The following is a 13,441-nucleotide window of genomic DNA, read 5'->3' as shown; positions in this document are numbered from 1 at the left end:
GGCCGATGGAGGCGTACGACATCCGCGACGACCCGCACCTCGGGCGCCGGGTCTGCCCGCTGCCGGTCCGCGACGAGCTGGCCGCGCTCGTGCCCAGGAGCCACCGCGTCTCCTGGCCCACCTGGCTCGACCAGAGCCCCCGCATGCTGCGCGACCTCCTCGAACTCTGCCGCCTGCGCACCGCCCGCGGCCTGGCCGTGCTGTCCTGGCTGGCGGGTGACGAGCCGCCGGCCGACCTCGACTGGCTCTGGGCCTCCCGCCGCCTGGCGGGCCCCCGCCAGGAACGCATGTACGCGGCGGCGGCCAGGGTGCCCGAGCCGGTGCTCGGGTTGGTGCTCGCCAACTGGACCTGGGTGCTCGACACCCGCCACGGCGGCCGGGTCACCGCCCCCTATTTGGCGGGCACCGCCTACCCCGGCGACGGGCACGTGGCGGCCGACGCCGCGATGACCCTCTACCAGACCTACGACAGGCATCCGGAGTCGCGTCCGGCGCTCGCCGCCGCGTGGTCTGCCGCCCGGGTCACCGCCGACTGGTGCAAGGCGGCCGAACTCCATGCCGCGTACGGGAGCCGGACCCCCGTCTTCACCTATCCCCGGGCCGCCCAGCCCGCTGCCCCGGGCGTCCGTCCGTGGATGGAACGCCTCTTCCGCCTGCGGTGACTACGTTGCGTGAGGTGTATGTGTGCGCTGAGTGATCAAGGGGAACGGAGTGCATAGGGAGATCACGCGTGAGGGGGATCTATGCACTCCGTCGGAGCAGCGTTTCTGGCCGCCGCCCTGGTCCTGGCCGCGTGTCCCCCGGTCCACGCCGATCCCGGGCCGTCCCCGCGCGACGTGGCGAAAGCCCGGGAGGCCGTCAAGGAGCGGGCGAAGCGGCTCGGCGCGGCCGGCGCGAAGCTCGCGGTCGCGCAGTCGCAACTGGAGGAGCTGGACTCCAGGGTGGAGCGGCTGGTCGAGGCGTACAACGGCGAACAGGTCCAGCTGGAACACTCCCAGCAGGCGGCCACCGCGGCCAACACCCGGCTCGCGACGGCCGACGCCGAGGTCGAGAAGGCGAGGCAGGCCGTGGCCGTGCTCGCGGCCGAGAGCTACGGCGGCCTGGACCTGCCCGAACCCGCGCTCACCCTGCTCGTCGGCGCCGACGGAGACAGCGCCCTGCAGAGCGCGAGCCTGCTCGAACACTTCGGTCACGAGCGCGCCCAGATCCTCGAGCACATGCGCGACGTGCAGGAAGTCGCGGCCATCCTGCGGGCCCAGGCGGCTGACGCCTACGCGGACCACCAGGCCGCGACCGAGCGCGTCAGGCTGGCCAAGCTCGCGGCCGAGGCGGCGGTAGCCGAGCAGAAGCGCGAGACCAAGGACCTCAGGGCCAGGCGGGACGAGCTCCAACAGGAGGTCGAAGCGGCCCGCACCAGGGCGGAACGGCTGGCCAGGCAGCGCGCGATCATGCGGACGAGGTACAGCAGCGCGCTGGTCGGCACCGGCTCCACCCATGGCGACCTCGCCGCCAACTGGGCCCTGACCCAGCTCGGCAAGCCGTACGTGTGGGCGGCCGACGGCCCGTCCAGCTACGACTGCTCCGGCCTGACGATGCGCGCCTGGGAGCAGGCGGGAGTGACCATCGACCACTGGACGGGCACCCAGTGGACGTCCGGCCCGCACGTGCCGCTCGACCAGCTACGCCGCGGCGACCTGCTGTTCTTCGGCTACATCAGCGACGACCCCGGCACGATCCACCACGTCGGCATGTACGTCGGGAACGGCATGATGGTGCACGCCCCGCAGACGGGCGACGTGGTGCGGGTCGCCCCGATCGACCGGTGGGACCTGGTGGGCGCCACCAGGCCCCAATGACGTGCCCCGATGACGTGTCAGTGCGTGTGGCCCTCGGTCTTGGCCCGCTGGAAGGACCGCTCGATCTCGACCTCGGCCTCCATGCGGCCCACCCAGTTGGCGCCCTCGACCGACTTGCCGGGCTCAAGGTCCTTGTAGACCTCGAAGAAGTGCTGGATCTCCAGCCGGTCGAACTCGGGCACGTGGTGGATGTCGCGGATATGCTCCATCCGCGGGTCGGTGGAGGGGACGCAGAGCACCTTGTCGTCGCCCCCCTTCTCGTCCGTCATGCGGAACATGCCGACCGCGCGACACGTGATGTAACAGCCGGGGAACGTCGGCTCCTGCAGCAGCACCAGCGCGTCGAGCGGGTCACCGTCCTCACCCAGGGTGTGTTCGATGAAGCCGTAGTCGGCGGGGTACTGCGTGGAGGTGAACAGGAGCCGGTCAAGCCTGATCTTCCCGGTTTCGTGGTCCACTTCGTACTTGTTCCGTTGTCCCTTGGGAATCTCAACGACAACGTCGAACTCCACCGCGGTTCCTCCGCTCAGGCCCCCGGGAACCCCCGGCAGGGCGTTAATGTCTCGTAGGCGAACACCAGAAGAGAGGTCAGGCGACGTGGCGCGGCACGAGCGGTGGGTGATGCTGGCCACTCTCGCCCTGCTCCAGGTCTTGGTGATCGTCACCGGTGTGTACGCGGTGAACAACGACTTCAGCCTGGACGCGTTGACGAACCAGTCACCACCGGACGGGCCGACGGCGTCTCCCGAGGAGTCTCCCCCCGCCTCCGTGGTCACCGCAGGGCCTGTGCTGGCCCAGCTTCCGGCGAGGGCCGGAGAAGGACCTCTCCCGACCAAGGGTACTTTGACGCAGCAGCTCACCGACGCCCTGGGTGACGATGCGCTCGGAGACCGGGTCGGCGCGGTCGTCCTCGACGCCGCCACCGGCGAGCGGATCTTCGCCTCGAACGCCGACACGGGCATCACCCCCGCGTCCACCACGAAGCTGGTGACCAGCACCGCGGCGCTCGCCTCGCTCGGCCCCGACACCCGCTTCTCCACCCGGGTCGTCCAGGGCGCCCAGCCCGGCTCGATCGTGCTGGTGGGCGGCGGCGACCCGACCCTCGCGGGCCCGTCGGCCAAACCCGGCAGCTACCCCAAGCAGGCGTCGCTGGCCACGCTCGCCGCGCGCACCGCGGCCACGCTGAAGGCGCGAGGCGTCACCAAGGTCGCACTCAGCTACGACACCAGCCTGTTCACCGGGCCGCCGATCAACCCCGGCTGGAAGCCGAACTACATCCCCGACGGCGAGATCGCGCCGGTGTCCGCGCTGGCGATCGACGAGGGCAGGCAGAACCCGGCGTCCTCCCAGCCGCGCGTCGCCAACCCGCCGCAGTACGCCGCCACCGCCTTCGCCCGGCTGATGCGCAAGAACGGCGTCACGGTCGGCCGGACGGTCCGCTCGGTCAAGGCCGCCCCCGGGGCCGCCGAACTCGGCAGGGTCGACTCGCCGCCCCTCTACGCCCTGGTCGAGCACACGCTCACGTTCAGCGATGACGACCTGGCCGAGGCCCTGGCCAGGCACGTCGCCGTCAAGGAAGGCCAGGAGGCGTCGTTCCAGGGCGCGACCACCGCCGTGCTGGGGGTGCTCAAGCGGCTCGGCGCGTCCAAGGGGATCCAGGTCCAGGACGGCAGCGGGCTGTCCCCCAGGAACCGCATCAGCGCCGACGCGCTGGCCAGGCTGATCGCCATCGCCAGCAGCCCGGCCAACCCCGGCCTGCACGCCATCGCGTCCGGCATGCCGGTCGCCGGGTTCTCCGGCACGCTCGGCAACGGCCGGCGCTTCACCGAGAAGGAGAGCAAGGGGCAGGTCGGGCTGGTCCGCGCCAAGACGGGCACGCTCAACAACGTCAACACGCTGGCAGGCATGGCCACCACCAAGGACGGGCGGCTGGTCACGTTCGCCTTCATGGCCGACCGCGTTCCGATCAACGCCGAACCCGTCCTCGACAGGCTTGCGGCCATCGTCGCTCGTGTCTAATTGCGATCCTTCGGATCGCGGCTCAGTCGCTTGGGTCCGGTGTCTTCCCTCGTCAGTCGGTCGCTTCGCTCCCTCCCTCCTCAGTCCAGACACCGGCGCTCCTTCGCGTGTTTGATGGCGATCCTTCGGATCGCGGCTCAGTCGCTTAGGTCCGGTGTCTTCCCTCGTCGGTCAGTCGCTTCGCTCCCTCCCTCCTCAGTCCAGACACCGGCGCTCCTTCGCGGGGTTTCCTCAGTAGCTTCTGATACCGGCGCTTCAGTTCTGATGGTCATCCTGCGGATCGCGGCTCAGTCGCTGTAATCCGGTGTCTTCCTTCGTTGGTTCAGTCGCTTTTGCTCCCTCCCTGCACAGTCCAGGCACCGGTGCTTCTTCGCGGGTTGGGAGTGGAGCACGTACGGTGGACGGTATGCAGGTGATCGACTGGGATCTGGCCGTCTCGACCGGCACGCGCCTGGTGCGCCCCGGTCCCCAAGTGAGCCGTGAGGAGGCCAGACAGGCCGTCGCCGAACTTCGCACCCTGTCGCGAGAGGCCGAGGGGCACGTCCGTGAGTTCACCAGGATCCACGCCGAGACGGCGCCGCAGCCGGCGACCGTCGTCGACCGGCCCGGCTGGATCAAGGCGAACGTGGAGGGCTTCCGCGTCGTCCTCGAACCGCTCACTCAGCGGATGGCCGGCGCCGTCAACGGGACGCCCGCCATCGTCTCCGCGGTGGGCTCCCGCATCACCGGCGTCGAGGTGGGCGCCGTGCTGGCCTTCCTCGCCTCGCGGGTGCTCGGCCAGTACGAGCTGTTCCTGCCGCCCGACCCGTCCGGGCGCGAGGCCGCTGGCCGCCTGACGCTGGTCGCGCCCAACATCGTGCACGCCGAGCGCGAACTCGACGTCGACCCGCACGACTTCCGGCTCTGGGTCTGCCTGCACGAGGAGACCCACCGGGTGCAGTTCACCGGGGTGACCTGGCTGCGCGAGTACGTCCGCTCGCAGATGACCGACTTCCTGCTGGCGTCCGACCTCGACCTGGGCACGCTGCTCGAACGGCTGCGCAACGCCGCCGACACCGTCGCCGACGTGGTCAGGGGCGGCGAGGGCAACCTGATCGACGCCATCCAGTCGCCGGAGCAGAAGGAGATCCTCGACCGCCTGACCGCCGTGATGACGCTGGTGGAAGGCCACGGCGACTACGTCATGGACGCCGTCGGCCCGTCGGTGGTGCCGTCGGTGTCCGACATCAGGGCCAAGTTCGCCCAGCGCAGGGAGGGCGGCTCGCGCCTCGACCGCACCGTGCGCCGGCTGCTGGGCATCGACCTCAAGATGAAGCAGTACGCCGAGGGTTCCGCGTTCGTCCGGACCGTGGTGGGGGAGGTCGGCATGGAGGGCTTCAACCGGGTCTGGACGTCCCCCGAGACCCTGCCGACGTCCTCGGAGATCACCGACCCGCGCAGCTGGGTGCGCCGCGTGATCGGCACCCCCGCGCTCCCGGCCTGACCCACCGCGCCTGACCCCGGTCCGCTTCGGCGGCGCGAGGTGCGGGGGCGCGGAACAATGGGACCCGTGGGTCCCCATCCAGCCGTCGCCGACGTGCGGCGGGTCGTGCGCGAGGCGCTGAGCGACCTCGACCGGGGCGCGCTCGTGCTCGCCGCGTGCAGCGGCGGCGCCGACTCGCTGGCCCTGGCCGCCGCGCTCGGCTTCGTCGCGCCGCGCGCCGGGCTCAGGGGCGGGCTGCTCACCGTCGACCACGGCCTGCAGGACGGTTCGGCGGAACGCGCGGCGGAGGTCGCCGCGCTCGCGGGCAAGCTGGGGCTCGACCCCGCCGAGGTGCTCACCGTGCGGGTGGGCACGGCGGGTGGCCCCGAGGCCGCCGCCAGAGACGCCAGGTACGCCGCGCTCGCCGCGGCCGCCGACAGGCTCGGAGCCGCGGCGGTGCTGCTCGGTCACACCCGCGACGACCAGGCCGAGACCGTGCTCCTGGGCCTGGCCAGGGGGAGCGGGCCCAGATCGCTCTCCGGCATGGCCGCGGCGAGCGGCCGCTACCGCAGGCCGTTCCTGGAGCTCTCGCGAGCCACCACGGTCGCCGCCTGCGAAGCGCTCGGGCTCACCCCGTGGAACGACCCGCACAATGAGGACGTCCGCTACACGCGGGTCCGCGTCAGGGCCGCGATCCTGCCGCTGCTGGAACGGGAACTCGGCCCAGGTGTCACAGAAGCGCTCGCCCGCACCGCGAGACTCGCCAGGGACGACGCCGACGCCCTCGACGAGTGGGCGGATATGGCGTACCAGAATTGCGCTCTTAGCGATATCGACGGAATCGTGACGCTGACCGTCGCCGGGCTCGAAGGGCTCCCAGGGGCCGTCAGACGGCGGGTGCTGCGCCGGGCCGCCATCGCGGCCGGAGCGCCGTCCGGGGCGCTGTCCGCCACGCACGTGCTCGCCGTGGAGCGACTCGTCACCGCCTGGCACGGGCAGAAAGGCGTGGACCTGCCCGGGGGTCGGACCGCCGTGAGGCGGTATGGCACCCTGATACTCGCCATCAGTCCCATCCCGTAAGGAACCACACGTGGACGCTGCCGACATGGGCAAGGACCTGGAGAAGGTCCTCATTCCACAGGACGAGCTCCAGGCGAAGATCAAAGAATTGGCCGGGCGGATCGACGAGGACTACGCGGGCAAGGACGTCCTGCTCGTGGGCGTGCTGAAAGGCGCGGTCATGGTGATGGCCGACCTGGCCAGAGCGCTGCATGTGCCCGTGCAGATGGACTGGATGGCGGTGTCGTCGTACGGCGCGGGCACCAGGTCGTCTGGCGTCGTGCGGGTGCTCAAGGACCTCGACACCGACATCATGAACCGCCACGTGCTGATCGTCGAGGACATCATCGACTCGGGCCTGACCCTGCACTGGCTGCTGGAGAACCTCAAGTCGCGCAACCCGGCCTCGCTGGAGATCTGCGCCGCGCTGCGCAAGCCGGACGCGGTGAAGGTGCCGATCGACGTCAAGTACGTGGGCTTCGATATTCCCAACGAATTCGTCATCGGTTACGGCCTCGACTACGCCGAGCGATACCGCAATCTGCCGTTCATCGGCACGCTTGCCCCGCACGTTTACAGGTAGCAATCCTGACGGTGGCCGGGAACACGCCGCAACCTGACGTACGTTGGTAGGGCAAGACCGGTGTAGCGGGCGGTCCCTCCGCGTGCTCTGCCGGTGTACCTTCTGACTCCGGGAGGGTGACCCCGTGTCCCCCTTCGGGTAGTCAGAAGTCGCGGCGTCGGATGCCGCGGCCCCGGGGCGTACCCCGGGGTTCCAGGCCATGGTCAGGAAGGGACGGGCCCGCAAGGGGTTCCGCATCGGATGGATCTCAAGCGATTTACACGTGGGCCACTGCTGTGGATCCTGGGCATCGTCGTGCTACTCCTGCTCGTCACCCAGCTCTGGAGCGGCGGGGGCAACTACAAGCAAGCCGACACGTCCACGGTCCTCCAGCAGATTCGCGCCGGAAACGTCAGCAACGCCAAGATCGTTGACAAGGACAACCGGATCGAGGTGACGCTGAACACCCCGATCTCGGTCAAGTCCGGCGACACCCCGACCAAGATGATCCAGTCCGACTGGGTGTCCGGTTACGGCAGCAAGCTGACCGACGAGCTGCAGAACCAGGTTCAGGCTGGTAAGACCAAGAGCTTCACCACCGAGGTGCCTCAGGAGAACGTCCTGATCAGCATCCTGGTGAGCTTCCTGCCGATCGTCATCATCGTGCTGATCTTCCTGTTCATCATGAACCAGATGCAGGGCGGCGGCTCGCGGGTGATGAACTTCGGCAAGTCCAAGGCGAAGTTGATCACCAAGGACACCCCCAAGACCACCTTCGCCGACGTCGCCGGCGCTGACGAGGCCATCGAGGAACTCCAGGAGATCAAGGAGTTCCTGCAGGCCCCGGCCAAGTTCCAGGCGATCGGCGCGAAGATCCCCAAGGGCGTCCTGCTGTACGGCCCGCCCGGCACCGGCAAGACCCTGCTGGCCCGCGCGGTCGCGGGTGAGGCCGGGGTGCCGTTCTACTCGATCTCCGGTTCCGACTTCGTCGAGATGTTCGTCGGTGTCGGCGCCTCGCGTGTCCGCGACCTGTTCGAGCAGGCGAAGGCGAACGCCCCGGCGATCATCTTCATCGACGAGATCGACGCCGTCGGCCGCCACCGCGGCGCCGGCCTGGGCGGCGGTCACGACGAGCGCGAGCAGACGCTGAACCAGCTGCTCGTCGAGATGGACGGCTTCGACGTCAAGGGCGGCGTGATCCTCATCGCCGCGACGAACCGGCCCGACATCCTCGACCCGGCGCTGCTGCGTCCTGGCCGCTTCGACCGCCAGGTCACCGTCGACCGTCCCGACCTGGAGGGCCGCAAGGGCATCCTCAAGGTCCACGGCCGCGGCAAGCCGTTCGCGCCGAACGTCGACCTGGACGTCATCGCCCGTCGCACGCCCGGCTTCACGGGCGCCGACCTGGCCAACGTGATCAACGAGGCCGCGCTGCTCACGGCGCGCGCCGACCAGAAACTGATCACGATGGACGTGCTCGAGGAGTCGATCGACCGTGTCATGGCAGGGCCCGAGCGCAAGTCGCGGGTCATGTCCGACAAGGAGAAGAAGATGATCGCCTACCACGAGGGCGGTCACGCGCTGGTGGCGCACGCGCTGCCGAACTCCGACCCGGTCCACAAGATCACGATCCTGTCCCGCGGCCGCGCGCTCGGTTACACGATGACGCTGCCCATGGAGGACAAGTTCCTGGCCACCAGGTCCGAGATGATGGACCAGCTCGCCATGCTGCTCGGCGGGCGCGCGGCGGAGGAACTCGTCTTCCACGAGCCCACCACCGGCGCCTCGAACGACATCGAGAAGGCCACGGCGGTCGCCCGCCGGATGGTGACCGAGTACGGCATGAGCGAGCAGCTCGGCGCCCGCAAGTTCGGCACCGGCCAGGCCGAGGTCTTCCTGGGCCGCGAGATGGGCCACGAGCGCGACTACTCCGAGAAGATCGCGTCCACGATCGACGAAGAGGTCCGCCGGATGATCGAGACGGCGCACGACCAGGCCTGGGACATCCTGGTCGAGTACCGCGACGTCCTCGACAACCTGGTGCTGGAGCTCATGGAGAAGGAGACGCTCTCCCGCGAGCAGGTGCTGCAGATCTTCGCACCGGTGATCGTCAAGGAGCACCGCCCGTCCTACGCGGGCTACGGCAAGCGGCTCCCCTCCGACCGTCCGCCGATCCTGACGCCGAAGGAGCAGTCGACCAACGGCTCCCTCCCCGCCGGCCGCCAGGACGCGCTGCCCTCCGGAGAAAGTGCGTGAATTCGCTCGACGTTGACCTGGGGCGGATCGAGAAGGCCGTCCGCGAGATCCTCTACGCCATCGGCGAGGATCCCGACCGTGACGGCCTCCTCGACACGCCCGGCCGGGTCGCCCGCGCCTACGCCGAGCAGTTCTCAGGGCTGGGGCAGCAGCCGGAAGACGTCCTCACCAAGGTCTTCGACGTCGACCACGACGAGATGGTGCTCGTCAGGGACATCGAGGTCTACTCGACCTGCGAGCACCACCTGGTCCCGTTCCATGGGGTGGCCCACGTCGGCTACATCCCCAACGACCGCGGCCAGGTGACGGGCCTGTCCAAACTGGCCCGCCTGGTGGACGTCTTCGCCCGCCGCCCGCAGGTGCAGGAACGCATGACCAGCCAGATCGCCGACGCGCTGATGCGCGTCCTGGAGCCGCGCGGAGTCATCGTCGTGGTGGAGTGCGAGCACCTGTGCATGACGATGCGGGGGGTGCGCAAGCCGGGTGCCAAGACCGTCACCTCCGCCGTCCGCGGCGACTTCCGCACCAGCGACAAAACCCGCTCCGAGGCGATGGCGCTCATACTGGGCCGCCACCCGTAGGCGTCCGTTTCCGTTCTCTGTTTCGGCGTGCCAACGTCGGCCCTAGGCGTACTGACCACAGAGGTTGAGTACACCTAGGGCCTTTTTGTTTGGGCTCGGTGGGTCGGCGGGCAATTTCTAGGCGTCGGTCGCCGGGCCCTTTTTTCTGTTACGGCACGGCGGGGGCAGACGCCACCCGCCGTACGGGGCTGAGGGCCTCCAGGAATACGGCCTCTGACCGGTACGTGGTCGGGCGCCGTTACGAGACGGTGAGACCATCTCAGCCCCTTTCAATCCCCGGGCTTCATGCCTCTTCTTGGGCGCTTGGGGCGAATCATGTATGGCTACCCTTCGCCAGGGCCGTTTTGCGGCTCCGCTGTCACCTCTCCAGCCCTTGTGAGGCCCTTCTGCGGCTCCGTCCGCCGTCACCTCTCCAGCTCCTTGCGGGAACGGAGGGAGACGGTCTCTTTCGATCCCGGGGGCCTACGCCCCTTCTTCTGCGGTCAGGGGTGGCATGGCTGCCTTCGTTGGGACCTTCTCGTGCGGCTCCGCCGTCACCTCCAGCTTCTGTGGAACGAAGGTTGAGGCTGTCTACCTGGTCACACGTGGGTTGCCTTTCTCGGTGGGCGACGAGGTCGGGCTTTGAGGTGGGTGCGGCGTCCCCCTGGGGTGGCTGAGGACGCGTCGTTGCGGCGGGGTGCCTCCCACCGGAGGAGCGTTTCCCTGGACAGGCGCCCGCCGCCGTCGGTGGGTGGGGCCGGCCCATGCTGGCCGTAAAAGAACTTCTTCTGTGGCGGCGGGAAGCTGATCACGGCGGGGGCGGATCCGGGCGGAAGGTGGATCAGGGAGGGAACGGATCCGGGCGGGAAGCGGATCACGGAATCGGGCGGGAAGTGGATTTGCGCGTGGTCACACGGGAGACGGGCGTGCACTATCACGGGAACGGGGCGGGGGTGGGGAGCGGATCGCGGGGGTGGGGGGATCGTGGACGGGACGCGGGATCGTTATGGGGAAGGGGGGACCCGTGGCGGTGTGCGGGATCGGGCACCGCCTAGGCTTGGGGGCATGACTAGCGTGCCGGGGCTGAGAGTCGAGGAGCGGTGCCTTGTCATGGGCGTGGTCAACGTGACGCCTGACTCGTTCTCCGACGGCGGCCTCTGGTTCGACGAGGCCGCGGCCATCAGTCACGGGCTGGAACTGGTCGCCGACGGGGCCGACCTGGTCGATGTGGGCGGCGAGTCGACGCGTCCTGGCGCCGCGCGGGTGTCGCTGGACGAGGAGCTGGCCCGGGTGGTGCCGGTGATCCGGGCGCTGAGCCGCGAGGGGGTGTCCGTCAGCGTAGACACGATGCGGGCGGAGGTCGCCAAGGCGGCGGTCGAGGCCGGTGCGAAGCTGGTCAACGACGTGAGCGGCGGCCTGGCCGACCCGGAGATGCCGCGCGTGGTCGCCGCGACGGGCGTCCCGTACGTGGTGATGCACTGGCGTGGTCACAGTCACGACATGGACAGCAGGGCCGTCTACGCCGACGTGGTGACCGAGGTGGGCGAGGAGCTGGCCAAGCGGGTCGATCTGGTGCTGGCGGAGGGCGTGTCCGAGGAGCAGATCGTGCTCGACCCGGGGCTCGGCTTCGCCAAGAACGCCGAGCACAACTGGGCGCTGCTCGCGGGGCTGTCGCGGCTGACCGAGCTGGGTTACCCGCTGCTCGTCGGGGCGTCCCGCAAGAGGTTCCTGGGGCGGCTGCTCGCCGACCCCGACGGCACGCCGCGCCCGTTCGGCCACAGCGACGACGCCACGACGGCGGTGACGGCGCTGGCCGCGCATCAGGGCGCCTGGTGCGTCCGGGTTCATCAGGTACGTCCTAATGCCGATGCCGTGCGGGTGGCCGCCGCGTGGAAGAGAGCCGGAGCCAGTACATGAGCGTCGACACCGCCGCGATCGAGACGGTCAACCAGGCGTTCTACACCGCGATCGAGGACGCCGACCTCGACAGGATGACCGAGATCTGGGCCGAGGACTCCGCCGAGGAGCAGGTGAGCTGCGTCCATCCGGGCTGGTCGCTGCTGTCCGGGCGGTCGGAGGTGCTGCGCTCGTGGGCGCTGATCATGGCGAACACGACCTACATCCAGTTCGTGCTGACGGACGTGAACACCACCGTGCTGGGCGACGTGGCCGTGCTGACCTGCGTGGAGAACATCCTCACCGCGGGCGAGGAGGGCGAGTCGAGCTTCGCCGCGGGCAAGGTGGTGGCCAGCAACGTGTACGTCCGCACCGGGCAGGGGTGGCGGCTGTGGATGCACCACAGCTCGCCGGTGCTCCAGGGCGACGACGACGAGGAGGAGGAAGGCGAGCTTGAGCGCTGATCGCATCGCGCTGAAGGGGCTGCGGGCCCGGGGAAGGCACGGCGTGCTGGCGGCGGAGCGGGAGCTGGGGCAGGAGTTCGTGGTCGACGCGACGCTGTTCCTCGACACCGCCCCGGCGGCGGCCTCCGACGATCTCACCCTGACCGTCCACTACGGTGAGCTCGCCCAGGCGCTGGTCAAGGTCGTGGAGGGCGAGCCCGTTCAGCTGATCGAGACGCTCGCGCAGCGCCTCGCGGACGTCTGCCTGGCCTACGAGGCGGTACGGTCGGTGGAGGTGAGCGTGCACAAACCGGCGGCGCCGATCCCGCTGCCGTTCGACGACGTGGTGGTGACGATCGAGAGGGGGCGCTCGTGAAGACCGTTCTCGCGTTCGGCAGCAACCTGGGTCACCGCTTCCAGACGTTGCAGGGCGCCATCGACAGCCTGTTCGACGCCCCGGGGCTGGACTTCGTGGCGGCGTCGCCGGTCTACGAGACCGAACCGGTGGGCGGCCCGGCAGGTCAGGAGTCGTATCTCAACGCGATCGTGATCGCCGAGACCACGCTCGCGCCGCGCACGCTGCTTGAGCGGGTGCAGAGCGAGGAGGCCGCGTTCGGCCGGGTCCGCCGGGAACGCTGGGGGCCGCGCACGATCGACATCGACCTGATCACGGTGGGCGATGTGATCAGCGACGACCCGGAGCTGACGCTGCCGCACCCGCGGGCGCACGAACGGGCGTTCGTCCTGGTGCCGTGGTCGCAGATCGATCCCGACGGCGTGCTGCCGGGCCGTGGGAGCGTGGCCGACCTGCTCGTCGGCCTGGACCAGAGCGGCGTCACGCTCCGCGACGACCTGAAGCTGCAGAGGCCCGATTGACGCCCACCCGTCCCGGCCCGCTGGTCGGCCTCGTCATCGTCGTCGGTTTGGTCACCTGGGCGGTGGTCCGCCAGTTCTACGACGAGCTGCCGATCGTCCCGTGGACCGCGATCCCCACGGTCCTGCTGCTGGCGCTGGGCGAGGCGTACAGCGGGTGGGTCACCAAGGCCAGGATCGCCAGGAAGCCCGACACCAAGCCGGTGGAGCCGCTGGCGGTGGCCCGGTTGGCGGCCCTGGCCAAGGCGTCGGCGTACGCGGGTGCCGTCTTCGCGGGCGTCTTCGCCGGGTTCGCCCTGTTCACCGTCCAGATGCTGACCAAGGAGACGCCTCGCTTCGAGTTCTTCATCGCGACGGGCTCGTTTCTGGCGTTCGTGGTGTTGATCGGCGCAGCTCTCTACCTGGAGCACTCGTGCCGCATCCCGAAGGGCCCGGAGGACCAGCAGCCCAAGTAG

14 protein-coding genes are annotated in these 13,441 nt (G+C 69.6%); 13 read left to right on the top strand and 1 reads right to left on the bottom strand.

Features of this window, described 5'->3' with window-relative positions:
- Window positions 1-5: 5 nt before the first annotated feature.
- Window positions 6-662 carry a hypothetical protein gene (locus ABT294_RS10365; protein ID WP_350804933.1) on the top strand — a complete coding sequence of 219 codons (657 nt, stop codon included), beginning with the start codon at window positions 6-8 and terminating at the stop codon, window positions 660-662.
- Window positions 663-743: 81 nt separating this feature from the next.
- On the top strand, window positions 744-1,856 hold the full coding sequence (locus ABT294_RS10360; RefSeq protein WP_350804931.1) for a C40 family peptidase: 1,113 nt from the start codon (window positions 744-746) through the stop codon (window positions 1,854-1,856).
- A 17-nt stretch (window positions 1,857-1,873) separates the two neighbouring features.
- Here the strand turns inward: ABT294_RS10360 and ABT294_RS10355 are convergent, their stop codons facing one another.
- A complete protein-coding gene (locus tag ABT294_RS10355; protein ID WP_350804930.1) occupies window positions 1,874-2,368 on the bottom strand; it encodes an inorganic diphosphatase in 495 nt (164 codons plus the stop codon).
- Window positions 2,369-2,453: 85 nt separating this feature from the next.
- Here ABT294_RS10355 and dacB point away from each other — a divergent pair, with 85 nt between their 5' ends.
- The 11 genes from dacB to ABT294_RS10300 all read left to right on the top strand — a co-directional run bounded on the left by dacB (window position 2,454) and on the right by ABT294_RS10300 (window position 13,441).
- Window positions 2,454-3,875: a D-alanyl-D-alanine carboxypeptidase/D-alanyl-D-alanine endopeptidase gene (dacB, locus tag ABT294_RS10350; protein WP_350804929.1), complete on the top strand. Its 1,422-nt coding sequence runs from the start codon at window positions 2,454-2,456 to the stop codon at window positions 3,873-3,875.
- A gap of 406 nt (window positions 3,876-4,281) precedes the next feature.
- Window positions 4,282-5,358 carry an Rv3626c family coenzyme F420 biosynthesis-associated protein gene (locus tag ABT294_RS10345; protein WP_350804928.1) on the top strand — a complete coding sequence of 359 codons (1,077 nt, stop codon included), beginning with the start codon at window positions 4,282-4,284 and terminating at the stop codon, window positions 5,356-5,358.
- Between the two features lie 66 nt (window positions 5,359-5,424).
- Window positions 5,425-6,417 (top strand): tRNA lysidine(34) synthetase TilS, encoded by a 993-nt coding sequence (tilS, locus tag ABT294_RS10340; protein ID WP_502912003.1) that lies wholly within the window; start codon window positions 5,425-5,427, stop codon window positions 6,415-6,417.
- Window positions 6,418-6,427: 10 nt separating this feature from the next.
- On the top strand, window positions 6,428-6,979 hold the full coding sequence (gene hpt, locus ABT294_RS10335; RefSeq protein WP_350804926.1) for a hypoxanthine phosphoribosyltransferase: 552 nt from the start codon (window positions 6,428-6,430) through the stop codon (window positions 6,977-6,979).
- Between the two features lie 240 nt (window positions 6,980-7,219).
- Window positions 7,220-9,214: an ATP-dependent zinc metalloprotease FtsH gene (gene ftsH / locus ABT294_RS10330; RefSeq protein ID WP_350804925.1), complete on the top strand. Its 1,995-nt coding sequence runs from the start codon at window positions 7,220-7,222 to the stop codon at window positions 9,212-9,214.
- Window positions 9,211-9,795, top strand: coding sequence for a GTP cyclohydrolase I FolE (gene folE / locus ABT294_RS10325; RefSeq protein ID WP_350804923.1), 585 nt, complete (start codon window positions 9,211-9,213; stop codon window positions 9,793-9,795). The genes ftsH and folE overlap by 4 nt, the downstream gene beginning before the upstream one ends.
- Before the next feature lie 1,044 nt (window positions 9,796-10,839).
- Complete coding sequence (folP, locus tag ABT294_RS10320; RefSeq protein ID WP_350804922.1) at window positions 10,840-11,691, top strand: dihydropteroate synthase; 852 nt, start codon at window positions 10,840-10,842, stop codon at window positions 11,689-11,691.
- A complete protein-coding gene (locus tag ABT294_RS10315; RefSeq protein ID WP_350804921.1) occupies window positions 11,688-12,134 on the top strand; it encodes a nuclear transport factor 2 family protein in 447 nt (148 codons plus the stop codon). Before folP ends, ABT294_RS10315 begins: the two co-directional genes overlap by 4 nt.
- Entirely contained in the window at window positions 12,124-12,489 is a 366-nt protein-coding gene (gene folB, locus ABT294_RS10310) for a dihydroneopterin aldolase (protein WP_350804920.1), read from the top strand. Before ABT294_RS10315 ends, folB begins: the two co-directional genes overlap by 11 nt.
- Entirely contained in the window at window positions 12,486-12,989 is a 504-nt protein-coding gene (gene folK, locus ABT294_RS10305; protein WP_350804919.1) for a 2-amino-4-hydroxy-6-hydroxymethyldihydropteridine diphosphokinase, read from the top strand. Before folB ends, folK begins: the two co-directional genes overlap by 4 nt.
- Window positions 12,986-13,441 (top strand): DUF3180 domain-containing protein, encoded by a 456-nt coding sequence (locus tag ABT294_RS10300; protein WP_350804918.1) that lies wholly within the window; start codon window positions 12,986-12,988, stop codon window positions 13,439-13,441. The genes folK and ABT294_RS10300 overlap by 4 nt, the downstream gene beginning before the upstream one ends.

This window comes from Nonomuraea sp. NPDC000554 (genome assembly GCF_040300065.1).
Lineage (GTDB): Bacteria > Actinomycetota > Actinomycetes > Streptosporangiales > Streptosporangiaceae > Nonomuraea.
Note: the sequence above shows the minus strand (reverse complement) of the source record. Positions and strands in the feature narration are given on the sequence as shown.

Coding starts and splice junctions, on each gene's coding strand:
- ABT294_RS10365 (WP_350804933.1), top strand. CDS start 6: ATGGAGGCGTACGACATCCGCGACGACCCGCACCTCGGGCGCCGGGTC.
- ABT294_RS10360 (WP_350804931.1), top strand. CDS start 744: ATGCACTCCGTCGGAGCAGCGTTTCTGGCCGCCGCCCTGGTCCTGGCC.
- ABT294_RS10345 (WP_350804928.1), top strand. CDS start 4,282: ATGCAGGTGATCGACTGGGATCTGGCCGTCTCGACCGGCACGCGCCTG.
- ftsH (WP_350804925.1), top strand. CDS start 7,220: ATGGATCTCAAGCGATTTACACGTGGGCCACTGCTGTGGATCCTGGGC.
- folP (WP_350804922.1), top strand. CDS start 10,840: ATGACTAGCGTGCCGGGGCTGAGAGTCGAGGAGCGGTGCCTTGTCATG.
- ABT294_RS10315 (WP_350804921.1), top strand. CDS start 11,688: ATGAGCGTCGACACCGCCGCGATCGAGACGGTCAACCAGGCGTTCTAC.